The following is a 26,483-nucleotide window of genomic DNA, read 5'->3' as shown; positions in this document are numbered from 1 at the left end:
GCCGCGCCGCTCCCCGAGGGGCCGTCAGGCCGGCCGGGTCAGCCGACGATGGCCACGGGCGCGTCCCAGGCGTCCCGGTCGACGGTCAGCGTGACCCCGCCGTGCGCCTCCTTGCTGTTCACCATGTACTGGTGGCCGCGGCTGTGGTTCGTGTACCGGGTCGCGCCCCACGGCCAGTCCGCGGTCGTCGTGTTCTGCTTGTCCCACAGCGCGTACCAGAGGTTGCCCGGCAGGTCCGTCCTGTCCTTGGCGGTGGCGACGGCCTTGGCGCTGGAGCTGGTGAAGCCGTAGTAGCCGCCGCGGTAGGTCTTGGACCGCAGCGTCTTCATGAACGAGCGGACGTACGTGAGGACGGCGTCGTTGCACGTCTTGTTCTGGACGTCGTACGGCTCCATGTCGAGGTACACGGGGCTGCCCGCCTTCATGCCGAGCGCCGACGCCTTGGCGACCGCGTCCTTGGCGTCGGCCACGCCGAGGGACGCCGCGGTGGCGGCGGTCAGCTTCTCGGGGCTGGAGCCGGTCTGGCAGGGCGGCTGGGCGCCGACGTAGATCGGGATGAGCTTCCATCCGAGGGAGTTGACCGACTTCACCCAGGAGGCGGTGAGGTTGGGCTGGGCGCAGCCGCGGTTCTTGCCGCCCACGTAGACGGCGGCGGCGCCGTAGAAGCCGGTGTGCCAGGCCTTCATGGCCGACAGCGAGGGCGCTGTGCAGGTGTCGAACGCGCGGCCCGTGAAGGTCTTCTGGGCCGGCCAGGTGGTGGCGGCCATGGAGGTCTGCGCGGCGATCCCGGCCCCGGCCACGACGGCCGCGCCGGCCACCGCCCAGGTGAGGTACCTGCGCTTCTTCGACTGCCGATGACCGGCCATGAACCCCACCCCTGCTCGTCGCACGTCGCATCCCGCGCGTGCGTGCCTGGCGAAAACGAAGCGAGACGTACCGAGCGGCGTTCTGCCGCCGGGAAACGCAGGCCCCTTGAGTGCACAAGATTCTCCCAGGACCGGCAAAGTCGCCCGCCGCTACCCGCGTACCTGCCCCAGCCACTGGAGGGTGCGGCGGATCTCCACGGCCAGCGGGTGGCCGGGGCCGTGCAGCCGCTCGACGTCCAGCACGAGCCGCGCGAGCGTGTCGTGGGCGGCCGGCCGGTCGCCGAGGGCGAGCAGCAGATGGCCGATGCGGCGGCGCACCTCGTGGGCGAGCTGCGGGTCCCCGGAGACGTACTGGTTCTCGTAGTACGGCAGCAGCGCCCGGTACTCGGCGAGCGCCGCCGCCGGTTCGCCCAGTTGCTCCAGGCACTGCGCGGCCTCGTAGCGGTAGCGCAGCGACTGCGGGTCGGCCTGGCCGGCCTCGGCGGCGCGTTCGTCCGCGAGCCGGCGCAGTTCGGGCAGCGCGCGCCGGTACTGGCCGTCGTCCATGAGCGTGGCCGCGTACTGCTTGCGCAGGGTCCGTACGACCGGGGAGTGCTCGCCGTGCTGCTCGGCGGCGGCCGGCAGGATCGCGCCCAGGATGTCCACGGCCTGCGTGATGCGGCCCTCGCCCAGCAGGCGCTTGACCTCGTCCACGGCGGCGGCGACATCGGGCTTCTCCGCCACCGGCGGCGCCGGTGCGACGGGCGTGGGCTGGGGCGCGGGGGTCCGCGCGCGGTCCGGCCAGGGGGCGTGCGGGCGCAGGAAGGGACGCGTGGGGTCCAGGGGCGCGCCCGTGGGCGTCCCGCGCGCGGGCAGGAGCAGCGCCAGGGCCTCGTACACCTCCTGCGCGGACGCCGGCCGGTGCTGCGGGTCCTTGGCGAGCAGTCGCAGCACCAGGGTTTCGAGCGCCTCGGGGACCTCGGGACGGATCCGGCGCACGGGCAGCGGCGGCTCGTACAGGTGCCGGTGCAGCACGCCCAGGGCCGTGGAGCCGGCGAACGGCACCTCACCGCTGAGCAGTTCGTGCATCAGCACACCGAGCGCGTACAGGTCGGTGTACGGGCCGACCGCGCCGCCCATCGCCTGCTCCGGCGCCATGTAGGCGGGTGAGCCGATCGGGGAACCGGTGTGCGTGAGGCGGGTGGTGTCGGTGTCCATCACCGACGCCACGCCCAGGTCGAGGACGGTGACCGTGCCGTCCTGCTTCACCATCACATTGCGCGGCTTCAGGTCGCGGTGCACGATCGGCACGGCGTGCACGGCGCTCAGCACGGCGCACAGTTGCGCGGCCACCGCGACCGTCCACTGCCACGGGTACGGGTCGTGCTCGGCGAGGTGGTCGGAGAGGTCGGCCCCGTCGACGTACTGCATGACGAGGAACAGCTCCTCGCCCTCGCTGCCCGCGTCGTGCACCGTCACCAGACCGGGATGGTCCACCTGCGCGGTCACCCGGCACTCGCGCACGAACCGGCGGCGCAGCTCGTCCGCCTCCTGGCCCGCCACCTTGTCCGGGCGCAGCAGCTTCACCGCCACGCGCCGGTCGAGCCGGCGGTCGTAGGCCGTCCAGACCTGGCCCATGCCGCCCTGCCCGATGAGCGTGGACAGTTCGTAACGGCCGGCGACCATGCGTCCTGTCGTCACGGTCACCGTCCGCCCTCGCCGTGGCCCTCGTGTCCGTCCTGCCGGCGCAGGTAGTCGCTGAGTTCGTCCAGTTCGGCGCGTACCTGGTCGATGCGGGCGGGCGCGGGGCGCTGGGCCGGCTCGGCCGGGGGCACGGGCGCCGGGGGCACGGCTCCCGTGTGCGGCGGCCCGGGTATCCGGGTGTGCGGCTGGAGTACCGGCGTGGGGTGCGCGGGCGGTACGGGGTGCTGCGGGGCCGGCACGGGCGTCGTGTACGGCGGCGCCGCGTGCCCGAAGCCGTACGGGCCGGGGGCGGGCGGGGCGTGGGTGGCGGCGTGCGCGGGGACGAACCCGGCGAACCGCTCCCGCTGGTGCAGCCGGATGTCCACCACCAGGTAGTACACCGCGGACGCCACGCCGAGGAGCATGAGCAGGCCCAGGGCGACGTCGCTGCGCCAGTCCTCTTCCGGCAGTTCACCGACCACCACGAACCCGGTGATGGACAGCGGCAGGCTCAGCCACGCGGTCAGCCAGTCGGACCAGCGGGCCCGCACGAAGGCCACCCGGAACAACGGCAGACACGACAGCAGCCCGCAGGAGAGGGCCCCGGCCGCCGCGAACATCACGCGCAGGGAGATGACCTTTCCCGCGCTGCGGGGAGGCGGCACCGCGCCGTGGCCGTACATGACTGCTCCTGGACCGAGTGGGACCGATGGGGACGGACGCCGACGGGACGGTGTCCCGGTCGGAGTCCGAGCGTATAGGCCGACACGGACAACCGGTCCCGGGTTGTACCGAACCGTTGTCGCACTGATCACTTCACTCGGTCCGGTCGCCCCACGGTCCGGCCGGGCCCGTTCGTCCGGGCCGGGTTCAGCCGGGTGCGACCGTGCCGTCCGTCAGTCCGTCGTACATCCCGCGCACGAGCTGTTCCCCGAGCCGGCTCGCGTGCCTGAGCGCCCGCTCGAACTCGTCCAGCGCGCGGAACCGGTCGCCGTAGCGCCGCTGTTCCTCCAGCGGCAGCCGCGGCAACTGGAGCCGGCGCACGTCCAGCCGGGTCGCCGTGGAGGCGTAGCTGCTGGCCTGCCGGTTGTTGGCCGTGCCCCGCAGGAACCCGGCGAGGAACCACGGGTCGAGCGCCGTCCGGTCCGGGCGCAGCAGTACGAGGTTGCGCCCCAGCACCGCGCCCCCGGTCGCCTCGTCGATCACGCGCGCCACCGATCCCCCGCCGAGCACCGGTACGACGACATCGCCCGGCTCGGTCAGTACGGCCTCCTCCTCGCTCTCCGGAAGCGTGCCCGAAGGCGCCGTTCCGGCGACCACGTCATGGTCGGTGAGCACCGGCACGCGCGCGTGGCCGCCGTTTCCGCCGGTGCGCATCACCAGCGCGCCCCCGCGCGCGAGTTCACCGATCGTGGTGAGCGGCCAGCGCGCGGCCGGCGACGGGTCGGCCGGGGGCGGGGTGAGGTCGGCGGTCAGGCGCAGGGTCGCGCCCAGGCGCTCACGCACCCGCGTGAGCTGCTCCGCGCCGTCCGCCACCGCGGCGGGCGGCAGATGGCGGGCGGGAGCCAGGTCCACGTCGTCGTCCAGGAGGTCGATGACCGGCACGGAACGGGCGAGCCCCGGGCGCTCCGCGAGTCGCCCCGCGCGCGTGAAGGCGTCCCACGCGTCCGTCACGGCCTCCCGTACCGCCTCCCAGTCCGGACCGCCCCGCCCCTCCCCGGCGAACCTCCCGGTGTCCACGAGCAGCACCTCGGGCGTCGCCGGCGCCCGGTCGGGCCGGCGCAGCACCCACAGGTGCAGCGGGATGTTGTACGGCGGTGCCGCCCCGACCGGCAGCGCCACCACGGCACGCAGCGCGCCCCGGCGCAGCAGATCGGCGCGGATCCGGCGCCCGGAACGGCGGGAGGCGGCGGCCGGCGGCATGAGCAGCACGGCGGTGCCGCCGTCGGTCAGGCGGGCCAGCGCGTGTTGCACCCACGCCAGTTCGGACTCGGTGCGGGCCGGGAAGCCGTACTCCCAGCGGGGGTCGTAGGCGAGTTCGTCGTGGCCCCAGTTGCGCTCGTTGAACGGCGGATGGCACAGGACCACGTCGGCGCGCAGCCCGGGGTGCGCGTCGGCGCGCAGGGTGTCGCCGGCGGCGGCGCGCACGGTGGCCCGGCTGTGCAGCGCGAGCCGCAGCGCGCTGATCGCGGCGAGTTCGGGGGCGCTGTCCTGGGCGTACAGCTCCTGGTCGGGCCGGCCGGCCACGGCACGCAGCAGTGCGCCGGTGCCGCAGGCCGGGTCGAGGACGGTACGGGCCGGGCCGGCGAGGTCGGCCATGAGACCGGCGAGTTCGGCCGGGGTGAGCGTGTACTGGCGGGGGTTGGCGTCCAGGTGCCGTCCCAGCAGGAACTCGAACGCCTGCCGTGCCCCCGTCTCGGCGGCCAGTTCGGCGGCACCGCGCAGGAGGGGGGTGGAGAGGAGGAGTTGGGGGCCGGTGGGGGTGCGGAGGGCTGGGGTGGTGGCTTGGGGGGCGGGAGTTGCTGGGCGGGCCCCGGCACCGGCATGCACATCGGCGGCACCGACAGCGGCGTTCACAGCGGAGGAGCCGGCACCCGCGTTCACACGGGACGCCCCGGCGCCCGCGTTCACAGCGGAAGAGCCGGCACCGGTGTTCACACCGGACGACCCGGCACCTGCGTTCACAGCGGAGGAGCCAAAACCCGTGTTCACACCCTCAGCCCAAGCGCCCGCGTTCACACCACCAGCATGCGCGGCCTCGTTCACAGCCCCGGCGTCGCCACCGGCGTTCACACCCCCGGCGTCGGCAGCCCTGTTCACACCACCGCTCTCAGGTGTCGGCCCCATACCCGCACCCCGCACCCCGCGCCCCGCCCGCCCCACCGGTCCGCCGAAGCGCGGGACCAGCACCTGATCCAGCGCGCCGGACAGGATCGCGGCCAGCCGTGCGTCGGAGCCCGCGCTCGCGTCGAGCCAGACGGTGGGGCGCTCGTGGATCAGCAGCAGCACACAACCGGTGTGCACCAGGGCCGTCAGCGGTCCTTCCGGGTGCCCGGCGAGTTGTTGCCAGACGCGTTCGCGCAGCGGCACCTCGGCGAGTTTCCCCTGCTTGCGCAGCCAGGCCTCGACCTCGGCGAGCGCGAAGGACGGGCTGGTCTCGGTGCCGCCCACCGGCTTCGGGAAGTCGGCGTGCCGACGGCGCCAGTTGCTGACGGCGGCCCGGCCCACTCCGGCCAGCCGCGCGATACCGGCCGCGGTCACCTCTGTCGCGTTGTCCTGCACCGGCCCGCTCCCCTCGTCCCATGTGAGCACCGAGCATACCGACGTACACAAGATCCAGGGGTTCACGGCGTGAACCAACACCGATCCGTGAACCGTGTTGACTCGGTTCACAAGGTCTGCTGTTATTGACCCAGCGAACAAGCGGCCGCCGGAGGGGGAGGCCGCAGTAGTGGGGAGGGGTTCGCCATGGGCATGAAGGCCAAGGTCGCGGTCGGTGCCGTCGTGGGCTTCGTCGTCATCGGTGCCGTGTCCGCCAATGCGGGCGGCGACGGCAAGGACGGCGGTTCCGGCGGTGGCGACAAGGGGTCCTCGGCGTCGGCCGGGCACAAACCCGGCGGCGCGAAGGACTCGGGGGGTGCCGAGAAGTCCGACGCGAAGTCCGCCGAGAGGAAGGCCGCCTTCGAGGGCGACGGCGAGTACCAGGTCGGTACCGACGTGAAGCCGGGGACGTACCGGACGACCGGCAACGACGACGGCATGTGCTACTGGGAGCGTGCCAAGGACGCCTCCGGCGAACTGGACTCCCTGCTCGCCAACGACAACGTCAGCGGCACGAGTTACGTGACCGTCAAGCCCACCGACAAGCTGTTCAAGTCCAGCGGTTGCGAGGACTGGGAGGCCGTGGACCCGAAGGCGAAGGGCACGCCCGCCTCCTCGATGGACGGCGACGGGGGCATGTTCAAGGTCGGTACGGACATCGCGCCGGGTACCTACAGGTCGACCGGCAACGCCGACGACTCCTGCTACTGGGAGCGTACGAAGGACGCCGGCCACGGGCTGGACTCGATCATCGCCAACAACAACGTCACCGGTACGGCCGTCGTCACCATCAGCCCGTCGGACGCCTACTTCAAGACGAACGACTGCGGCACCTGGAAGAAGGCCTGACCCGTCCGGTCTCCCGGCGCGGGCTACGACACCCCGCGCCGGCGCGCCACCACACTCCACGGAGCCCCACGGCTCCCCGCTCACCACCCATTTCTCTCAGCAAGGAACCGTCATGCGTCGTACCGCACTCGCCGCCCTCTGTCTCGCCGCCGCGGCCACGGCGGCCCTCACCACCGGCTGCCAGCCGGGGCAGGACTCGGCGGACAGCAAGCCGAAGGGCCCGTTCGCCGGGCTGAGCGGCGGTCAGATCGCCGACCGCGCGCTGAAGGCCACCACCGATGCCTCGTCCGTGCGGCTGAAGGGCCGGGTCACCGACGACGAGAGCAAGGGCGTCATCGAGATCGACATGGCGATCGACCACAAGGGCGAGTGCGCCGGCACGATGAGGATGGGCGGCCAGGGCAAGGCCGAGCTGATCAAGACGGGCAGCACCGTCTACATGAAGTACGACGCGGCCTTCCTGCGCGCCCAGAGCGAGGGCGAGTCCAAGGAGGACACGCAGGCGGCCGTGGACATGCTGGCCGGGAAGTGGACCAAGATGGCCGTGAAGGGCCAGGACGCCAAGGACATCGCGAGCTTCTGCGACCTGGACTCGGTCCTCGGCGACATGAGCAGCGGTGGCACGGCCGGCACCAGCCGCGGGAAGACCACGCGGGTCGACGGCACCCCGGCGATCACCCTGCACGAGAAGGACGGCAAGGAGAGCTACACGGCGTACGTGGCGACCGAGGGCAAGCCGTACCTGCTGCGGGTCGACAGCGTGTCCGGCGGGAAGGAGCCGGAGCACCTGTCGTTCCTCGACTACGGCAAGCCGGTCCCCGCGAGCAAGCCCGCGGGCGAGATCATCGACCTGGACGCGCTGTAACGGCCGACGCGCCGTGACAACCGACGCGCCGTGACAGCCGACGCGCTGGGCCACCCGTGCCGGGCGGGGCCCGGCGCGGGGGTCACAGCGGGTGCCGCATCCATACGTTGGGCTCGGTGTAGACGGCGTACCCGTGCTCCGGTTCGCAGCGGACCGGGACCAGCGCGCCGGGCACCTCGACGTCGCCCGCCGTGTCGAAGGGCAGTCCGGTCCAGCGGCGCCACTCCTCCAGCGAGCCAGTCACGGTCATGGAGGCCGGGGCGATGGAGTCGATGGCGGCGCCGGCCCGGGCGTGCACGCGCAGCCAGGGGTCCTCGGGCAGCCCGTCGGGGCGGACCCGGTGGGCGTACTCGGCGATCGGGGTGTGCGGCTCGCGGTGCTTGGCGTTGGGGCGGACGGGGGCGACCACCTCGCGGAAGCCGCGGGCGCGGGCGTTGTCGCGCATCGCCGAGAGCATGACGGACGACAGGCCCCGGCCCTGGGCGTGCGGGGCGATGGTGACCGCGATGGCGCTGACGGTGTCCGGGCGGGTGCCGTGGCGCAGGTCGGCGAAGGCCCACACCAGGACCTGGTCCCAGCCCCGGGCCGGCAGGGTGCGCCGGCCGTCCAGGTCGAGGGCGAACGGCACGCTGTGGGCGTGGGCGACGACCTGGCCGTCCGCGTCCTCGGCGAACAGGGTGTACTCGGGCAGTTCGGTGGGGATGCGGCCGTAGTGGGCGTTGCCCACCAGGTCGTGGGTGACGAACTCGGGCCAGGTGTCGGTCATGCCGAGCACCGCGCGGAGCCGGTCGGGCCGCTCGGCGAGGCTGCTCACCTTGATGTCCATGACGGTCACGGTAGGCGGTGCCTCCCCGGGCGGGACAGCGAATTGCCCGGCGGCGGGACGGCGGTGCGGCCGGTGCCCGTGCGGGTCACCGGGCGCGGAACCGCTCGGGTGCCTTGGTGGGGTTGCCGCCGGTGGGGAGCTTCTGGTCCGGGCAGCCGGTGAGGACCTTCTTCATGGCGGTCCGCTCGGCGGCGGTGACCCACAGGCCGTACTTCTTCTTGACCGCGACCTGGGCGGCGACATAGGCGCACCGGTAGGACTTCTCGGGCGGCAGCCAGGTGGCCGCGTCGCCGTCGCCCTTGCCGCGGTTGGTGCTCGCGTCGACCGCGAGGAGGTTCAGAGGGTCGTTGGCCAGCGCTATGCGCTTGCTGGGGTCCCAGTACTTGGCGCCCTTCTGCCAGGCGTCGGAGAGGGCGACGACGTGGTCGATGTCGACCTGGCTGCGGCCGCGCCGGTAGGTGATGTCCTTGCCGGAGTAGGGGTCGGGGTCCAGCAGCCCGTAGGAGACCTTGCAACCGCCGCCGGTGAACCGCACCTGCTTCAGGTCGCGTTTGAGGATGTCGTCGCGGGTGTCGCAGGAGTTGGAGTCGGTGTCCGCCCAGGCGGTGCCGAACCGCTCCCGGGAGTAACCGGTCTTCGGCGCGCGCCCCTTGACGGTCAGCGAGTCGACGGCGGCCAGTGCCGCGCCCCCGCCCCCGCGTTTCGCGGGCCCGGAGGCCCCCTCGGTCTGCTCGGCCGTGCAGCCGGTCACGGCGACCAGCACCGCCACGGCGATGGCCGCTCCGCCCCTCGGACGCGTCACAGTGCGTCTCCCTCGCTCACCCTGGCCCGCCCCGCAGGTGCGGGCGGATCGTTCCGCTCACCACCGTAACTTCCCTCCACAGCCCATCAGATGCGAGCGCGAAGGGGGCATGGGGCAGCAAACCGGGCGCCGGTTGGAGAATATGACAGGCCGTTGCCGCGCGCGCCCTCCGGGCGGGCTTGACCTTGTCACTGGCGTCAGGGTCCGACGATCCTCGCATGACCGAGAGCAGCCACCCCCAGGGCCCCCGTACCGTCCTCGTGACCGGCGCCGGCACCGGCATCGGCCGCGCCACCGCGCGCGCGTTCGCCGCCGAGGGCGCCCGCGTCGTCGCCGTGGGCCGCCGGGCCGCGCCCCTGGCCGAGACCGCCGACGGGCACCCCGGGATCACGCCCCTGTCCGCCGACCTGACCGCCGAGGACGGCCCCGGCACCGTCGTACGGGCCGCGCTGGAGCGGTACGGCCGGATCGACGTGCTCGTCAACAACGCGGCCGTCGTCACCGCCGACTCCCTGCGCGGCTACACACGCGCGTCGGTACGACCGCTGCTGGAGACCAACCTCCTCGCACCCGTGCTGCTCACCCAGGCGGCGCTGCCCGTGCTGACCGGGAGCCGGGGTGTCGTGGTGAACGTGACCACCTCGGTGGGCCAGCGCGCCTGGCCCGGGAACTCCCTGTACGCGGCGGGCAAGGCGGCCCTGGAGACGCTGACCCGCAGCTGGGCGGTGGAACTGGCGCCGCACGGCATCCGGGTGGTCGCCGTGGCCCCGGGCGCGATCGAGACCCCGGTCGCCGACCACGCCGGCTTCACCCCCGAGCAGCGCGCCGCCCTGCGCAGGTGGCAGCTCGCCCACACCCCGCTCGGCCGGATCGGCCGCCCAGAGGAAGTCGCCTGGGCCATCACCCGGCTCGCCTCCCCGGGGGCGTCGTTCGTGACGGGGGTGGTGCTGCCGGTGGACGGCGGCGCGGTGGTCGCCTGACCCGGTTCCGTGTGGTCCTCTGAACCGGTTCGCGTGGTCGCCCGAACCGGTTCGGCCGTCGCCTGGCCCGGTTCGCTCAGGGCACCGTGTCGCCCGCCTCCCGCAACGCCGCCGCCAGCCGGTCCCGGACCGCCGTCTGGGCGCGGATGCGCGCGTCGAGCACGGCCAGCCGGTCCCCAGCGACCCGCAGTGCCCTGGCGGAGGCCGGACCGGCGGTGACGTCGCCGTCCAGGCAGGGCAGGAAAGCCCGTACGTCGTCCAGGGTGAGGCCCGCCTCCAGCAGCCGGCGGATGTTGCGGACCCGGACGGCGGTACCGGTGTCGTACGCGCGGTAGCCGTTGGCGGCGCGTGCGGAGGTGATCAGGCCCTGCTGCTCGTAGTGGCGCAGGGCGCGCGGTGTCGTTCCGGTCGCCTCGGCCAGCTCACCGATCCGCACGCGCGCCCCGTCCCCGTACGCCTGCCGTCACCCCAGGACCGAGGTGAGGAACTCGCCGACCCAGGCGAGCAGTTCGCGGCCGACCAGCGGCTTGCCGCCGACCTTCGCGGTCTTCGGGCGCGGGACCAGCACCTGGTGCGCGGCGGGCTTGATGACCGTGCCCGGGTACAGGCGCTTGAGCCGCAGTTCCTGCGACTCGCGCAACTCCACCGGCGCGAAGCGGATGTTGGTGCCCTGCAGCACGACCTCGCCGACGCCGCACGCGCGCGCGAGCATCCGCAGCCCGGCCACCAGCAGCAGGTTCTCCACCGGCTCGGGCAGCTTGCCGTAGCGGTCGGTGAGCTCCTCGCGGACGGCCTTGATGTCCTCCTCGGAGTTGGCCGAGGCGATGGAGCGGTACGCCTGGAGGCGCAGGCGCTCGCCGGGCGCGTAGTCGTGCGGGACGTGCGCGTCGACCGGGAGCTCGATCTTGACCTCCAGCGGTGCCTCCTCCTCGATCTCGCCCGTCTCCAGCTGGCGCCGGTAGTCGGCGACGGCCTCGCCGACCATGCGGACGTACAGGTCGAAGCCGACGCCGGCGATGTGCCCGGACTGCTCCCCGCCGAGCAGGTTTCCGGCGCCGCGGATCTCCAGGTCCTTCATCGCCACGTACATGCCCGCGCCCATCTCGGTGTGCTGGGCGATGGTCGCCAGGCGCTCGTGGGCGGTCTCCGTCAGCGGCTTCTCCGGCGGGTACAGGAAGTACGCGTAGCCGCGCTCGCGACCCCGGCCGACCCGGCCGCGCAGCTGGTGCAGCTGGGACAGGCCGAAGGTGTCGCCGCGCTCCACGATGAGCGTGTTGGCGTTGGAGATGTCGATGCCGGACTCGACGATCGTGGTCGAGACGAGGACGTCGAACTTCTTCTCCCAGAAGTCGACGACCACCTGCTCCAGCGCGGACTCGGACATCTGGCCGTGGGCCGTGGCGATGCGCGCCTCGGGGACGATGTCGCGGAGTCTGGCCGCCGCGCGGTCGATGGACTCGACGCGGTTGTGGATGTAGAAGACCTGGCCCTCGCGCAGCAGTTCGCGGCGGATGGCGGCGCCGATCTGCTTCTCCTCGTAGGGCCCGACGAAGGTGAGCACCGGGTGCCGCTCCTCCGGCGGTGTGGTGATCGTGGACATCTCGCGGATGCCGGTGACCGCCATCTCCAGGGTGCGCGGGATCGGGGTGGCGGACATGGTCAGCACGTCGACGTTGGCGCGGAGCTTCTTCAGCTGCTCCTTGTGCTCGACGCCGAAGCGCTGCTCCTCGTCGACGATGACCAGGCCCAGGTCCTTGAACTTGGTCTCGGAGGAGAACAGGCGGTGGGTGCCGATGACGACGTCCACCGAGCCGTCCTTCAGCCCTTCCAGGACGGCCTTGGCCTCGGTGTCGGTCTGGAACCGGGACAGCGCCCGCACGTTCACCGGGAACTGTCCGTACCGCTCGGAGAACGTGCCGAAGTGCTGCTGCACCAGCAGGGTCGTGGGGACGAGGACGGCGACCTGCTTGCCGTCCTGTACGGCCTTGAAGGCGGCCCGGACCGCGATCTCGGTCTTGCCGTAGCCGACGTCGCCGCAGATCAGGCGGTCCATGGGGACCGACTTCTCCATGTCCTCCTTGACCTCGGCGATGGTGGTGAGCTGGTCGGGGGTCTCCGCGTAGGGGAAGGCGTCCTCCAGCTCGCGCTGCCAGGGGGTGTCGCTGCCGAAGGCGTGGCCGGGCGCGGCCATGCGGGCGCTGTAGAGCTTGATCAGGTCGGCGGCGATCTCCTTGACGGCCTTCTTCGCGCGCGCCTTGGTCTTCGTCCAGTCGGCGCCGCCCAGGCGGTGCAGGGTGGGTGCCTCGCCGCCGACGTACTTGGTGATCTGCTCCAGCTGGTCGGTCGGGATGTACAGCCGGTCGCCAGGCTGGCCGCGCTTGGCGGGCGCGTACTCCACGACCAGGTACTCGCGGGTGGCGCCCTGCACGGTGCGCTGGACCATCTCGATGTAGCGGCCCACGCCGTGCTGCTCGTGGACGATGTAGTCGCCCGGCTCCAGGGTGAGCGGGTCGATGGTCTTGCGGCGGCGGGCCGGCATCCGGGCGCCGTCGCGGGTCGCGGTGCGCTGGCCGGACAGGTCGGTCTCGGTGAGGACGGCGAGCTTGAGTGCCGGGTCGACGAAGCCGTACTCGATCGAGCCGCAGGAGACGTGCACCACGGAGGGGCTGAGCTCGCCGAGGTCGTTGTCGAGGCGGGCGGCGATGCCCTCGCCGCCGAGGACCTCCACCGTGCGCGCGGCCGGGCCGTGGCCCTCGGTGACGAACACCGCGCGCCAGCCGTCGGCGAGCCAGCCCTTGGTGTCGGCGAGGGCCCGCGCGGTGTCGCCGCGGTAGGTCTCGGGGGCGTGCATGCCGAGCTTGAGGGTGTCCGCGTCGAGCTCCTCGTCCGCGGCGAACGGCGAGACGGACCACCACATCATGTCCAGCTCGCGCGCGCGGTCGCGGACGTCGGCGATGGACCACAGGGAGGCGGCGCCGACGTCGATCGGGGCCTCGCCGCCGCCGGCGGTGGCCGCCCAGGACGCCTGGAGGAACTCCTGGCTGGTGGCGACGAGGTCGGCGGCGCGGGTGCGGACCCGCTCCGGGTCGCAGACGACGGCCATGGCGCCCTTGGGCAGGACGTCGAGCAGCAGCTCCATGTCGTCCACCAGGACCGGGGCCAGGGACTCCATGCCCTCGACCGCGATGCCCTCGGCGATCTTGTTCAGGAGTTCGCCCAGCTCCGGGTGTTCCTCGGCGAGGGCACGCGCGCGTGCGCGGACGTCGTCGGTGAGCAGCAGCTCGCGGCACGGGGGCGCCCACAGGCCGTGCTCGGCGACTTCGAGGGAGCGCTGGTCGGCGACCTTGAAGTAGCGGATCTCCTCGACGTCGTCACCCCAGAACTCGATGCGCAGGGGGTGTTCCTCGGTGGGCGGGAAGACGTCCAGGATGCCGCCGCGCACGGCGAACTCGCCGCGCTTCTCGACCAGCTCCACGCGCGCGTAGGCGGCGGCCGCGAGGGCTTCGACGACATCGTTCAGGTCAGCGCTCTGGCCGGTCCTCAGGGCCACCGGTTCCAGGTCGCCGAGGCCCTTGACCTGCGGCTGGAGCACGGAGCGCACGGGCGCCACGACGACCGAGACCGGCCCGGTCCCGGGGTCGTCGGGGCTGGGGTGGGCGAGGCGGCGCAGGACGGCGAGGCGGCGGCCGACGGTGTCGCTGCGGGGGCTGAGCCGCTCGTGCGGGAGCGTCTCCCAGGAGGGGTACTCCACGACGCCCTGTTCGGGCAGCAGGGAGCGCAGGGCGGCGGCCAGGTCCTCGGCCTCCCGGCCGGTCGCGGTGACCGCCAGCACCGGGCGGCCGGCCTCACGGGCCAGGGCGGCGATCGCGAAGGGGCGGGCGGCCGGGGGGCCGACCAGGTCGACGTGCGGGCGGTTGCCGTTCGCCGCCGCCCTGGTCGCTTCCGCGAGGGCGGGGTCCTTGACTACGGCGTCGAGCAGACCGTGCAGGCTCATGGAGGGGCTTTCCGTCCAGGGGGTCGGCAACACGAAGGGCCCGACTCGTGTGACGGGCCGGGGCTGTCCAGCGTACGACGGCGTGGGCGGCGGTGCGGGGGGCTGTGGACAACCCCGGGCGACCGCACAGCGCGAAGACCCGGTGCCGGGAAGTCCCCCAGGACTCCCGGCACCGGGTCCGCCCCCCCGCAACCCCCGTGTGCGGTGGCCGTCGGCCCGGCCTGTGCGGCTAGTCCGTCGCGATGGCGTTCAGGACGTTCATGCGGCCCGCGCGGAACGCCGGGATCAGCGCGGCGAACAGGCCCACGAAGGCCGAGCCGACGAAGACGCCGGTGATCGTCGGCCAGGGGATCTCCAGGACGTTGAGGCCCTCCAGGGCGAGGAGCTTCTGGGCGGTCGCGCCCCAGCCCATGCCGAGCCCCAGGCCGAGCAGGGCACCGAAGACGGCGATCACCACGGACTCCAGGCGGATCATGCGGCGCAGCTGGCGGCGGGAGAGGCCGATGGCCCGCATGAGGCCGATCTCCCGGGTCCGCTCGACCACCGACAGGGCCAGGGTGTTCACCACACCGAGGACCGCGACGATGATCGCGAGCGCCAGCAGGCCGTAGATCATGTTCAGGAGCTGGCCGATCTGGTCCTTCAGTGCCTGCTTGTAGTCGGTCTGGTCGCGCACGGTCAGCGCCGGGTCGTCGCGCAGTGCCGACTTCAGCGCCTTGTAGGCGGCGGCTTCCTGCCCGTCCTTGGCGGTGGCGAACATCAGCTGGTCGAGGGGCATCCGGTCGGCCGGGACGTACTTGGCGACGGTGGCGATGGAGGCGTACATCGCGCCCTTGTCGACGACGACCTCGTCGCTGGTGATCGCGCGGACGGTCAGCTTCGCCGTGCGGCCGTCCTCGAAGTGGACGGCGACCGTGGAGCCGAGCTTGATGCCGTGGTCCTTGGCGAAGCCCTCGAAGACGGACATCGAGTCGGGCTTGTAGGCGTCGGCGAGGTCACCGGCGACGGTCTTGGTGCGCAGGTCCTGCACGTAGGTCGGGTCGGCCGCGTTGATGGTCTCCTTCTTGGTGACCCGGCCGTCGGGTGTGGTCAGGGACGCGTCCAGGAGCTTGTACTCGGTGACCCGCTCCAGGCCGGGCGTGTCCTTGATCTTCTGCACCATCTGCGGCTTGATCAGGTTGTACTCCTGGTCGCCCTGGATGATGAAGTCCGTGCCCACGGTCTTGTCGAGCTGGTCGGTGGCCGAGGCCACCATGGAGGAGCCGACCACCGACAGGCAGGCCACCAGGGCGAGGCCGATCATCAGGGCGGCGCCGGTGGCGCCGGTGCGGCGCGGGTTGCGCAGCGCGTTGCGCTCGGCCATGCGGCCCACGGGCCCGAAGATCCGCAGGATGAGCGCGCCGAGGACCCGGACCAGTGCGGCGGCGAGCAGCGGGCCGATGACGACGAAGCCGATGAGCGTGGCCACCACGCCCAGGCCCAGCCAGCCCGAGCCGGTCTTGGCCTGGTCGGCGGTGGCGGCGGCGTACAGGCACCAGCCGCCGGCGCCGGTCAGGAGCAGCCCGATCAGAGCGCGGACGGCGCCGGCCCTGGCGTCGGCCGGGGCGCCCGCGTCGCGCAGGGCGGCCATCGGGGAGACCTTGCCGGCGCGCCGGGCGGGCAGGTAGGCGGCGAGGACGGTGACGACCACGCCGAGGAGCAGGCCGATCGCGGGGGTGGTCCAGGCGACGGTGAGGTCGTCGGTGGACAGGTTCATGCCGATCTGGCCCATGAGTTTCATCAGGCCGATCGCGATGCCGACGCCCGCGCCGACGCCGAGCACCGAGCCGATGACTCCGAGCAGCAGCGCCTCGACCAGCACGGACCGGTTGACCTGCTTGCGGGAGGAGCCGATGGCGCGCAGCAGGCCGATCTCACGGGTGCGCTGGGCGACCAGCATGGAGAAGGTGTTGATGATCAGGAAGATGCCGACGAGGAAGGCGATCCCGGCGAAGCCGAGCATCGCGTACTTCATGACGTTCAGGAAGCTCTGGACGCTCTTCTGGTTGGCGTCGGCGACCTCCTTGGCGGTCTGCACCTTGTAGTCGTGCCCGAGGACGGCGGTGACGTTGTTCTTCAGCTGCGCGTCGGTCACGCCCTTCGCGGCCATGACGTTGACGTTGGTGTAGACGCCGGTCCGGCCGACGAGGGCCTGCTGGGCCGTCTTCGTGTCCAGGTAGAAGATCGCGGCACCGGGATTGGTGACCTTGAAGGCGGCGATGCCGGACACGCGCGCGTGGTGCGTGCCGACGGCCGTGATCACCCCGATCTCGTCGCCGAGCTTCAGATGGTGCTTGTCGACGGTGTCGGCGTCGACCATCACCTGGTCCGGGCCCTTGGGCGCCGCACCGGAGGTGATCTCCATGGTGCGGGCGTCGTTGCCGTTCCAGCTTCCGACGATGGTGGGCGCGCCGCTGGTGGGCGACAGCTTGTCCTTGTCGGCGTCGATGACGGTGACCGAGGTGGAGAACACCGTGCCCTCGGCCGACCTGACGCCCCGGGCCTCGCGGACCTTCCCGACCACGGAGGCGGGCAGCACGGGCGGCTTGCCGGTGCGGGAGGTGGTCTCCCCGGTGTCGGAGGAGCCCTTGGCGCTGACCTGGACGTCCGAGGACGTGGCCTGGAACAGCTTGTCGAAGGTGGTGTTCATCGTGTCGGTGAACACGAGCGTGCCGCACACGAACGCCACCGACAGCAGGACCGCGATCGCCGACAGCGCCATGCGGCCCTTGTGCGCGAAGAAGTTGCGCATCGAGGTCTTCAGCACGGTCATGACGTGCGCCCCCGGGCGTCGAAGTCCTTCATGCGGTCCAGGACCTGTTCGGCCGTCGGCTGGTACATCTCGTCGACGATCCGGCCGTCGGCGAGGTAGAGCACGCGGTCGGCGTAGGAGGCGGCCACGGGGTCGTGGGTGACCATGACGATGGTCTGGCCGAGTTCGTCCACCGAGCGGCGCAGGAAGCCCAGGACTTCGGCTCCCGCGCGCGAGTCGAGGTTCCCGGTCGGCTCGTCCCCGAAGATGATCTCCGGGCGGGCGGCGAGCGCGCGGGCCACGGCGACGCGCTGCTGCTGGCCGCCGGAGAGCTGGGTGGGGCGGTGCTTGAGGCGCCCGGCGAGCCCGACGGTCTCCACCACGCGGTCCAGCCAGGCCCGGTCGGGCTTGCGGCCGGCGATGTCCATGGGCAGCGTGATGTTCTCGATCGCGTTCAGCGTCGGCAGCAGGTTGAACGCCTGGAAGATGAAGCCGATGCGGTCCCGGCGCAGCTGGGTGAGCTTCTTGTCCTTCAGGCCGGTGATCTCGGTGTCGGCCAGGTGGATGTGACCGCTCGTCACCGTGTCCAGGCCGGCGAGGCAGTGCATCAGGGTGGACTTGCCGGACCCGGAGGGGCCCATGATCGCGGTGAACTGGCCGCGGGCGATGTCCACGTCGACGTGGTCCAGGGCGACGACACGGGTCTCGCCGGACCCGTACGCCTTCACGACCTGCCGCGCCCGCGCGGCAACGGCCGTAGTCCCTCCAGTGCCCCCGTGCCTGGGAATGGTTACAGCCGATGTCACGGTATGTCTCCTATGTCGGTTGACAGGTCGTGGTCGATGTCCCGGTGCTCCGGGCGTCGTCCTGGGTTACGTCGATGAGTCTCGCGGTCGGCGGGGGCGTCGCGCGCTGGTGCGAAGCCCCGTCTTTCCCGGGGGTAATCCCCACCCCCGCCGGTGCGGTCCGCCGCCCCCCAGCGGCGTGAAGCCAGGTTAGGGAACGCCCCCGGCCGGTCTCGTCCTCCGCCGGGACGAACCCTCCCCGAGCCGTAGTACGGAGGAACCCCTAGGGGTGCTCCACCGCCGGGTGGAGCCGTTCTCGGGGTCCCCTCCACCCTTCGGTGCGGAAAGCCTCCACCCTTCCGCCGCGTCAGGGTCAAGCCCCGCCCGCCGTGGGAAGCTGTCGTCCCGGTGATACGTGCAGGGGGCACGGGGTAGCGTCCGGCAGGGGCCACGGGAGGGGTGTGCGGTGGGGAGTACGACACCGGCGGTACGCGGCGGAGCCGGGCGGCGGCAGGACACCCGGCGGCGGGGCGCGGTGGTCGCCGCGCTCATGCTGGCGATGGCACTGGCCGCGCTCGACTCCACCGTCGTCTCCACGGCCGTACCGCAGATCGTCGGCGACCTCGGCGGGTTCTCCGTCTTCTCGTGGCTGTTCTCCGGCTATCTGCTCGCCGTCACCGTCACGCTCCCCGTGTACGGCAAGCTGTCCGACACCTTCGGCCGCAAGCCGGTGCTGGTGGTGGGCGCGGCCGTGTTCCTGCTCGGCTCGCTGCTGTGCGCGGCCGCCTGGAACATGGGGGCGCTGATCGCGTTCCGGATCGTGCAGGGCCTGGGCGGCGGGGCGTTGCAGGGCACGGTGCAGACGCTGGCCGCCGATCTGTACCCGCTGGCGGAGCGCCCGAAGATCCAGTCCAAGCTCTCCACGGTGTGGGCGGTCTCCGCGGTGGCCGGACCCGGGCTCGGCGGGGTGCTCGCCACCTACGCCGACTGGCGCTGGATCTTCCTGGTCAACCTGCCGATAGGCGCCGCCGCCCTGTGGCTGATCGTGCGTCATCTGCACGAGCCGGAACGGGAGGACGCGCGGCACGCGCGCGTGGACTGGGCCGGCGCACTCGCGGTGTTCGCGTGCGGCGGGGTGCTGCTGACCGCGCTGGTACAGGGCGGGGTGGCGTGGCCGTGGCTGTCGGCGCCGTCGCTGGCCCTCTTCGGCGCGGGTCTGGTGCTGGTCGGCGTGGTGGTGCGGGTGAAGCGGCGGGCCGCGGCCCCCATCATCCCGGGCTGGGTGTGGCGGCGCCGGACGATCGCGGCCGTCAACCTGGCGCTGGGCGCGCTGGGGCTGCTGATGGTGGCGCCGAGCGTGTTCCTGCCGACGTACGCGCAGTCGGTGCTGGGGCTCGCGCCGGTGGCCGCCGGGTTCGTGCTGTCGGTGTGGACGCTGAGCTGGCCGGTGTCGGCCGCGCTCAGCCAGCACGTCTACCGGCGGATCGGCTTCCGGGACACCGCGCTGCTCGGCATCGGCCTGGCGGCGCTGATCCTGTTCGCGTTCCCGTTCCTGCCGTATCCCGGGTCGTGGTGGCAGCCGACGCTGCTGATGCTGCTGCTGGGCGGGGCGCTGGGGCTGTTCCAGCTCCCGCTGATCGTCGGGGTGCAGTCGACCGTGGGCTGGTCGGAGCGGGGCACCACCACCGCGTCGGTCCTGTTCTGCCGGCAGACCGGCCAGACCCTGGGCGCGTCCCTGTTCGGTGCCGTCGCCAACGGCGTGCTGGCCGCGCGGCTCGGCGGGGCGGGCGACCTGGACTCCGTCACCCGCGCGCTGGACGGCGGTACGGCCCCCGAGGCGACCCGGCGGGCCATCGCCGGCGCGGTCCATGCGGTCTACCTCGGCGCGGCGTGCGCGGCCGCCCTGGCCTTCGTGGTGCTGCTGCTGGTGGCACCCCGGCGGTTCCCGGTGCTCCAGGACTGAACCCGGGCGGGTCGACGAGGGTGACGCCCCTTGGGCCCTGGCGGGTCGACGCCGGTGACACCACCCCCTGGGCCCTGGCGGGTCGACGCCGGTGACACCACCCCCTGGGCCCCGGCGGGTCGACGCCGGTGACACCACCCCCTGGGCCCCGGCGGGTTAACGCGGGTAACCCTCCAGGTCGGACCCGTTCTCCCCGGGAAAGCGCATACCGACCGGCCAGTTCGGTGAAAACGCCGCGCGGCCCGCGGCGCGCGAGTAGCGTGCGTTGCCCTGCTCCCCCACCTCCCTGCGGTCCGCCGCCACGGACCCGAGCCACGCAAGGAGCCCCGGGATGTCCTACGACCCGCCGCACCCGTCGTACTCACCGCACCCGCCCGAGCCGCCGTACCCGGCGCGGCCCACCTACCCCTGGCAGCCGCCCGCGCCGCCCGAACCGGCGCGTCCCGTCCGCCGGACGCCGCGCGAACCCCTCGGCCGGCACAGCGACCTGCGCATGCTGCGCAGCGCCTACCGCTGGCAGCGGCGCACCGCCACGCTCACCGCGCTGGGCTACTTCACGCTGTTCCTCGTCCTGTCCGCGTACGCGCCCGGCGTCATGACGCGCACGGTCGCCGACGGCATCCCCGCCGGGCTGCTGCTCGCCCTCCTGCAACTCCCCGTCACCTGGCTGGCGATAGCCCTGTACGAGCACACCGCGCGCCGGCACGTCGATCCGCTCGCCGACCGCATCCGCAGGCACGCCGAACTCGACGCGCGGCGCGGAGCGACCCGATGACGGCCGCCGCCGGTGCGGCAACCACCGGCTTCAGCGACTCCGCGCAGACCATGTCCCTGGTGGCCTTCTCCACCGCCGCCACCGTGACCCTGCTGCTGTGCGTGATGACCGGCCCCGACCGGGACGACCTGGACGAGTTCTACACCGGCTACCGCTCCCTGTCCCCCCTGCGCAACGGCCTCGCCATCGCCGGCGACTACATCTCCGCCGCCTCCGTCCTCGGCACCGGCGGAGTGATCGCCCTGTGCGGTTACGACGGCGTCGTCCTCGCCCTCAGCACGGCCCTGTCACTGATGCTGATGATGTTCCTGCTGGCCGAACCCCTGCGCAACGCGGGCCGCTTCACCATGGGCGACGCCCTCGCCCGCCGGCTGCCGGGCCGCTGCGTGCGCATCACGGCCTGCGCGGTGAGCATCGCCGCGCTGCTGCCGCTGATGCTCGTCCAACTGGCCGGAACCGGGCAGCTGATGGCCTTCATCCTCGGCTTCACCAACGAGTCCCTGAAGACCGGGTGCGTCGTGGGACTCGGCCTGCTCATGATCGCCTACGCCGCGATCGGCGGCATGAAGGGCACCGCGCTCATCCAGATCCTGAAGATCGTGCTGCTGGTCGGCTCGGGCGCCGTGGTCGCCCTCCTGGTCCTGCGCCGCTTCGACTGGGACCCGGGCGCCCTGTTCACCGCCGCCGCGCGGCAGAGCGGCGCCGGACCGGCCTTCCTGCGCTCCGGACTGGAGTTCGGCACCACGCCCACGGGCCGCGTCGACATGATCGCCTCGCAGCTGACCGTCGTCCTCGGCGTCGCCTGCCTGCCGCACATCACCATGCGCATGTACACCGCCTCCAGCGCCCGCCAGGTGCGCCGCTCGATGTCCTGGGCGGTGTCCCTGGTCGCCCTGTTCGTCCTCGTCATCACGGTGGTGGGGTTCGGCGCCACCGCCCTGCTCGGGCGTACGGCGATCGCCACGGCCGACCCGCAGGGCAACACGGCGTACCTGATGGGCTCGCGCGCGGTGTTCGGCGCCGGCGTGTCGACGGCGGAGACCTTCCTGTTCACCCTGGTCACCACCGCGCTCTTCCTGACCCTGCTCGCCTCGGTGGCCGGGATGATCCTCGCGTGCGCCAACTCCCTCGCGCACGACGTGTTCGCCACCCGGGTGCAGGAGATGCCGGCCCGCCGCGAGATGACCCTGGCCCGCGTCTCGGCGCTCGCCATAGGAGTGCCGACCATCCTGCTGGCCACCCTGGTGCAGCACCACAGCCTGCAGCCCCTGGTCACGCTCTCCTTCTGCCTGGGCGCCTCCGCCCTCGCCCCCGCCCTGGTCTACGGCCTCTTCTGGCGCCGCTACACCCGCAGCGGGCTGCTGGGAACACTGATCGGGGGCTCGCTGACCGTGCTGCTGCTCATGCCGGGCACCAACCTCGTATCCGGATCGCCCGTCTCCGCGTTCCCCGGCGCCGACTTCAACTGGTTCCCGTTCACCACCACCGGCATCGTCTCCATCCCGGCCGGCTTCTTCTTCGGCTGGCTCGGCACGGTGCTGTCGGGCCGCGCGAAGGCGGACCGGCAGCGGCACCAGTACGAGGCGGTGGAGGGCTGGATCCTGGCGGGCGCGGTCCGCAAGGGGAGTTGACGGGAGGGCCGGCGCGTCCCCGCGCGCCCGGCCGGACGGCTACTCCAGGACCACCCTGCCGGTCAGCGAGATGAGGGTGTCGCGCACGGAGTCCATGTGCGCCTGCATGTCGTCCCACAGCTCGCCGTGCTCGCGCAGCACCCGTTCCGTCTCCGCGGCGATGCGCTCCTCCTGCGCGCGCGCCTCGGCGATGATCTCCGCGGCACGCGCGCTCGCCTCCTCCGGGGAGCGGCGCTCGTACTCCTCGGCCTCCACGAGGGCACGCTCGGCCTCCGCCAGCGCCGCTTCGGCCCGACTCGCCCGTTCGGCGTGCCCGGCGTCCAGCTCCGCCATCCGATCGGCCTCCTCCCGCTCCGCCCGGGCCCAGCGCGCGGCGTGCTCCCGGGACTGCTCGGCGAGCATGCCCTCGGTGCGCCGGCGCGCCTCACGCAACTCCGCGAGCGCCTCCATGCGCCCCGACTTCACCGCGCGCCGGGCACCCACGCGGATGCCCTCGGCCTCGGCCTGCACGGCGAGGAGCCACTGACGGGCGCGTTCGTCGGCCTCCGCGCGGACCGCGTCCGCCGCCTCCCGCGCCTCCTCAAGTACGCGCTCGGCGTCCGCCTCGGCCCGCGCGACCTCCTCCGCGGCCTCGCGCCGGGTACGTTCCAGCAGGTCCGCCGCCTCGTCGAGCACGAACTGGTACAACTTGCGGGCGCCTTCCCCGAGCGTCTCGTACGTCTGCGGCGGGAGCTCGGCGACGGCCTCGCGCAACAGCGCGGCCTCCGCCCCCATCTCCTTGGCGAGCACGGTCAGCCGGGCGGCACGCTCCCAGGCGGCGTCCCGGTCCTCGGACAGCGCCTCCAGGAACGCCTCGACCTGGTCGGGACGGTAGCCACGCCCCCGGACGGTCGCGAAGCCGTACGGTGGCATCGATGCGCTGCTCACCCTGGGGACCCCTCTCCACCGGACCTGCACGACAGGATGATTTCGTGCATATCTTGATGGATGGGAAGTAAGGGTTCATAACGCGACACTCCGCAGACACGTCACGCCACCGCTCCGAACGGCCCCCTCACGGACCCGCGCCGGCCCCCTCACGGACAACGCGGCGGGCCCCGCACGCGACACGTGCGGGGCCCGCATGCTCACACCCGGCGGCCGGGCGGCGACTGCGCTACAACAGCCCGTCCCACATCTGCTCCAGCAGCACCGACCACCAGCTCTCCGGCGAACCGAGCGCCGCCGGGTCGAGGGCGGCCAGCTGCGCCTGGAAGTCGACGGTCCAGCGGCCCGCCTGCTCCTGGTTCAGCCCGTACCTGAGCCGCCACATCCGGCCCAGCAGCGCCAGACACCGGGTGAACTCCGGCAGCCCCGTGTTCACGAACTGCGGCGGCACCGGCGCACCGCCCGGACCCGCCTCCACCGGCACGGCCACGATGTTCGCCGTCCCGTACTGCACACAAATCGCCTTGCCGAAGTCGGTACCCATGACGAGGTACGACCCCGCGTCCGCCGCCGGCCGCACACCGCGCTCCGCCGCCAGCTCCGCCAGCGTCGGCACCGGGCGGCCCGGCTGCGCCTGCGCCCAGAAGAACGGGCCCATGTCCAGCGGCAGCCCCGCCACGACCAGGGTGTGCGCCACGATCGGCGGCACGCCCTGCCGGGACACCGCCTGCTGCTCGAACCGGAAGATCCCCGGCCCGAACGCCCCGGCCAGCTCCTGCGCGATGCCCTCCGGGGGCACCGGCGGCGCCGCCTGCACCGGCGGCAGCGGCGCCCGCACCGGCGCGGGCCGTGCGGGACCGTCCGCCACCTGGTGCAACTCGCCCTGGTGCGCCAGCAACTGCCGCATGCCCTGCTGCCGGCTCGCGTGGTCCGTGCCGTACGGCGCGATGCTCGCGATCCTCGCCTGCGGCCACTGCTCCCGGATCATCCGCGCGCAGTACGCCCCCGGCAGCTCGCACGACTCCAGCTCGGTGTGCAGCTCCAGCACCTGGTCCGGCGGCACGTTCATGGCCCGCAGCTCATGGAAGATCTGCCACTCCGGATGCGGCGTCCCCGGCGCCGAACGCCGGATCAACTGCTGCTCGGACCCGTCCTGCGCGCGGTACCGCAGCACGGCCTGATAACCGGGACCGACCGTCGGCTGCCCCTGCTGCGGATACCCGTACGCCGAGCCCTGCCCGGGCATGGGCACACCCGGAGGCATACCGCCCGGAGGCATGGGGGGCTGGACACCGGGAGCGCTGGGGGGCATTCCGGGACCCGGCGGCATGGCCGGCTGACCGCCGGGAGCACCGGGAGCCATGCCGGGGGCGCCCGGGGTACCAGGAGCGCCGGGGCCCATGCCGGGGGCGCCCGGAGCACCGGGAGGCGCGGGCGGCTGGGCGCCTGGGCCGCCGGGAGGCATGCCGGGACCCGGCGGCATGGGCGGCTGACCGCCCGGAGCACCGGGAGCGCCGGGAGGCATGGCGGAGGCGCCCGGCGCCGGGGGCACACCCGGGGCACCCGGCATGCCGGGTGCCCCGGGGGCGGGCGGCGGGGGCACGCCCGGCCCGGCCACCGGGGGAGCGGCCAGGACGGTCTCCGCGTGGTGCACGGCACCGCCGTGGGCAGAGGAGGTTCCGGGGGTTCCGGGAGCGCTCGGAGGCTGCGGGGCACCGACGGCGCCCGGACGACCCGGGGTGGCCGGGGGCTGGGGCGCACCGGGGCTCCCCGGGGCGCCGGGTGCTCCCGGCACGTTCGGCGCGCCACCCGGGGCACTGTGCATGCCGGGTGCGCCCGCAGCCCCAGAGGCCCCGGACGGGTTCGGCATGCCCGGGACACCCGGAGGCTGCGACGCCCCCGGGGCCGACGGCACGCCCGGAGCGCCCGGAGCCCCAGGGCCGCCGGACGGGTTCGGCGCACCCGGGGCGCCCGGAGGCTGCTGTGCCGGCCGGCTCGGGTCGGCCAGGACCGTGGCCGCGTGGTGCACACCGCCCGGCGCCTGCGCCCCGTCCGCGTTCCCCTGACCGCCCTGCGCCTCGGGGCTCTCCGGGCCGAGCGACGGCACGAGCCGCGTCGGCACGTACCCGTCGGCGGGCGGGGGCGGTGTCGCCGCGCTCCCCGGGCGCGCACCCGGCGTGCCCGGGGCGCCCGGCGGCGGAGGCGGCGCGCCACCCACCGCGTCCCTTCTTCGGCGGCGCCGCCTTGCTCGTCGCGGCGTCCGCGATCTCCCCCGCGTTCGGCGCGAGCCGCCGCCCCGGTCCACCCGGGGCCGCCGGGGGCTGCGGCGCACCGCCCGGCGCCTGCGGATAGCCGTAGCCCGGAGCACCGGGCCCCTGCGGGTAGCCGTATGCCGGGGCGCCCGGCGCACCGGCCGGCGCGGGGGGCGGGGGCGCAGTGCCCTGCGCCGGCGGATAGGGCGGTACGCCCGCCGGGGGCGTGTCCGGAGCCGGCGGAACGTGCGGATGACCGTACGCCGGCGTGCCCGGCGGTGGGGGCACGCTGCCCTGTCCGGCGCCCGCCGGAGGTGGGGGCACGCTGCCCTGTCCGAGGCCCTGCGCACCCTGCGGGACCGGCGTCCCGGGCGCGCCGCCCTGCGCACCCGGCAGATCGAGCGCCGGCGCGACCGCCGTCGGCGGCAACTGGCTGCCGCCCGACATCAACGCGGTCGGCGCGTCCGGCGCGACCGCGGGCGGACGCGCCGCCTCGTCCGCGTCGCCCAACGGCGGAGCGAACACCGTCGCGGGCAGCGGCACGGACCGGTCGTCCTCACCGGACCCGGCGTTCGTGTCGGTACCGGCCCACGGCGTGGCCCCCGCGGGCACATCCGCTCCCCTGGGCACCCCGGCCTGCGTCTCCGCCGGTCGGGCCCCACCGGATGAGGCCGCAGCACCCGAGGAAGGCACGCCCGAAGCCGTACCGCCCGCCGGCGCACCGTCAGAAACCGAGCCGCCGCCGGACGCCGAACCCTGATCAGCGGACGGACCGGCGCCCGGAACCGGCGAACCCGCCCCCTCCGTTCGCCGCTCGCCCAGCCCCAGTTTGTCCGCCGCCTCCTGCAACCACTCCGGAGGAGTCAGCAGGAACGACGTCTGGTTCAGGTCCAACCGCGCGGCAGGTGCCAGCACCGCGTCCCGCGGCTCCTCCGCGCGGCCGTACTCCTCCTCGTACCGGCGGATCACCTCACCCACCGGCAGCGCGGGCCACAGCGTCGCCTCCCCGCTGTCCCGGGCGATGACCAGCCGCTGGCCGCCCGCGTCCGAACGCGGACCCTCCGCCCGGTCCTCGCCCCACACCACGAACCCCAGCTCGAACTCCCGCACCCGCACCTCACGGTGCTGGTACGCGGGCACGTCGCCGTTGATCCACTCCTCGGCGCGCTCCTGCGCCTGCGCGTACGTCACCAT

General features: G+C 73.4%; 17 protein-coding genes and 1 pseudogene. 6 read left to right on the top strand and 12 right to left on the bottom strand.

The window, feature by feature from the left end; translation table 11 throughout:
- Window positions 1-38: 38 nt before the first annotated feature.
- The 4 genes from C3492_RS02020 to C3492_RS02005 all read right to left on the bottom strand — a co-directional run bounded on the left by C3492_RS02020 (window position 39) and on the right by C3492_RS02005 (window position 5,810).
- Window positions 39-866, bottom strand: a complete 828-nt coding sequence (locus tag C3492_RS02020; protein ID WP_103810043.1) for a glycoside hydrolase domain-containing protein — start codon at window positions 864-866, stop codon at window positions 39-41.
- A gap of 150 nt (window positions 867-1,016) precedes the next feature.
- Window positions 1,017-2,531: a serine/threonine-protein kinase gene (locus tag C3492_RS02015; RefSeq protein WP_181140156.1), complete on the bottom strand. Its 1,515-nt coding sequence runs from the start codon at window positions 2,529-2,531 to the stop codon at window positions 1,017-1,019.
- A 17-nt stretch (window positions 2,532-2,548) separates the two neighbouring features.
- Window positions 2,549-3,211 (bottom strand): hypothetical protein, encoded by a 663-nt coding sequence (locus C3492_RS02010; protein WP_103809940.1) that lies wholly within the window; start codon window positions 3,209-3,211, stop codon window positions 2,549-2,551.
- A 187-nt stretch (window positions 3,212-3,398) separates the two neighbouring features.
- The gene (locus tag C3492_RS02005) at window positions 3,399-5,810 is read right to left on the bottom strand and encodes an N-6 DNA methylase (protein WP_103809939.1); all 2,412 of its coding nucleotides are present in this window, start codon (window positions 5,808-5,810) and stop codon (window positions 3,399-3,401) included.
- A gap of 186 nt (window positions 5,811-5,996) precedes the next feature.
- Between C3492_RS02005 and C3492_RS02000 the strand changes: the two genes are divergently transcribed.
- Both C3492_RS02000 and C3492_RS01995 read left to right on the top strand, forming a co-directional pair.
- On the top strand, window positions 5,997-6,698 hold the full coding sequence (locus tag C3492_RS02000; RefSeq protein ID WP_103809938.1) for a hypothetical protein: 702 nt from the start codon (window positions 5,997-5,999) through the stop codon (window positions 6,696-6,698).
- Window positions 6,699-6,810: 112 nt separating this feature from the next.
- Window positions 6,811-7,563 carry a hypothetical protein gene (locus tag C3492_RS01995; RefSeq protein WP_103809937.1) on the top strand — a complete coding sequence of 251 codons (753 nt, stop codon included), beginning with the start codon at window positions 6,811-6,813 and terminating at the stop codon, window positions 7,561-7,563.
- Window positions 7,564-7,645: 82 nt separating this feature from the next.
- Here C3492_RS01995 and C3492_RS01990 read toward each other — a convergent pair whose 3' ends face one another.
- Both C3492_RS01990 and C3492_RS01985 read right to left on the bottom strand, forming a co-directional pair.
- Window positions 7,646-8,389, bottom strand: a complete 744-nt coding sequence (locus C3492_RS01990) for a GNAT family N-acetyltransferase (RefSeq protein ID WP_181140143.1) — start codon at window positions 8,387-8,389, stop codon at window positions 7,646-7,648.
- Between the two features lie 85 nt (window positions 8,390-8,474).
- Entirely contained in the window at window positions 8,475-9,191 is a 717-nt protein-coding gene (locus C3492_RS01985; RefSeq protein WP_103809935.1) for an HNH endonuclease family protein, read from the bottom strand.
- Window positions 9,192-9,409: 218 nt separating this feature from the next.
- Here C3492_RS01985 and C3492_RS01980 point away from each other — a divergent pair, with 218 nt between their 5' ends.
- Window positions 9,410-10,171, top strand: a complete 762-nt coding sequence (locus C3492_RS01980) for an SDR family NAD(P)-dependent oxidoreductase (RefSeq protein WP_103809934.1) — start codon at window positions 9,410-9,412, stop codon at window positions 10,169-10,171.
- A gap of 76 nt (window positions 10,172-10,247) precedes the next feature.
- Here C3492_RS01980 and C3492_RS01975 read toward each other — a convergent pair whose 3' ends face one another.
- The 4 genes from C3492_RS01975 to C3492_RS01960 form a co-directional block, all read right to left on the bottom strand.
- Window positions 10,248-10,607: a MerR family transcriptional regulator gene (locus C3492_RS01975; RefSeq protein WP_103809933.1), complete on the bottom strand. Its 360-nt coding sequence runs from the start codon at window positions 10,605-10,607 to the stop codon at window positions 10,248-10,250.
- A 27-nt stretch (window positions 10,608-10,634) separates the two neighbouring features.
- On the bottom strand, window positions 10,635-14,165 hold the full coding sequence (gene mfd / locus C3492_RS01970) for a transcription-repair coupling factor (RefSeq protein ID WP_103809932.1): 3,531 nt from the start codon (window positions 14,163-14,165) through the stop codon (window positions 10,635-10,637).
- Between the two features lie 229 nt (window positions 14,166-14,394).
- A complete protein-coding gene (locus C3492_RS01965; RefSeq protein ID WP_103809931.1) occupies window positions 14,395-16,977 on the bottom strand; it encodes an ABC transporter permease in 2,583 nt (860 codons plus the stop codon).
- Entirely contained in the window at window positions 16,974-17,762 is a 789-nt protein-coding gene (locus tag C3492_RS01960) for an ABC transporter ATP-binding protein (RefSeq protein ID WP_030657902.1), read from the bottom strand. The genes C3492_RS01965 and C3492_RS01960 overlap by 4 nt, the downstream gene beginning before the upstream one ends.
- Before the next feature lie 445 nt (window positions 17,763-18,207).
- On the opposite strand from C3492_RS01960, the gene C3492_RS01955 reads away from it, so the two are divergent.
- The 3 genes from C3492_RS01955 (at window position 18,208) to C3492_RS01945 (ending at window position 22,110) form a co-directional block, all read left to right on the top strand.
- Window positions 18,208-19,704: an MFS transporter gene (locus C3492_RS01955; protein ID WP_103809930.1), complete on the top strand. Its 1,497-nt coding sequence runs from the start codon at window positions 18,208-18,210 to the stop codon at window positions 19,702-19,704.
- Between the two features lie 331 nt (window positions 19,705-20,035).
- Entirely contained in the window at window positions 20,036-20,479 is a 444-nt protein-coding gene (locus C3492_RS01950) for a DUF485 domain-containing protein (protein ID WP_103809929.1), read from the top strand.
- Window positions 20,476-22,110, top strand: a complete 1,635-nt coding sequence (locus C3492_RS01945; protein ID WP_103809928.1) for a cation acetate symporter — start codon at window positions 20,476-20,478, stop codon at window positions 22,108-22,110. Before C3492_RS01950 ends, C3492_RS01945 begins: the two co-directional genes overlap by 4 nt.
- Before the next feature lie 39 nt (window positions 22,111-22,149).
- Here the strand turns inward: C3492_RS01945 and C3492_RS01940 are convergent, their stop codons facing one another.
- Together C3492_RS01940 and C3492_RS46775 are read right to left on the bottom strand one after the other, a co-directional pair.
- On the bottom strand, window positions 22,150-23,037 hold the full coding sequence (locus C3492_RS01940; protein WP_258055433.1) for a cellulose-binding protein: 888 nt from the start codon (window positions 23,035-23,037) through the stop codon (window positions 22,150-22,152).
- Between the two features lie 229 nt (window positions 23,038-23,266).
- Window positions 23,267-26,483: pseudogene (locus tag C3492_RS46775) on the bottom strand (SUKH-4 family immunity protein).

The organism is Streptomyces sp. Ru62 (assembly GCF_002920615.1).
In the GTDB taxonomy this organism is placed as follows: domain Bacteria; phylum Actinomycetota; class Actinomycetes; order Streptomycetales; family Streptomycetaceae; genus Streptomyces.
Note: the sequence above shows the minus strand (reverse complement) of the source record. Positions and strands in the feature narration are given on the sequence as shown.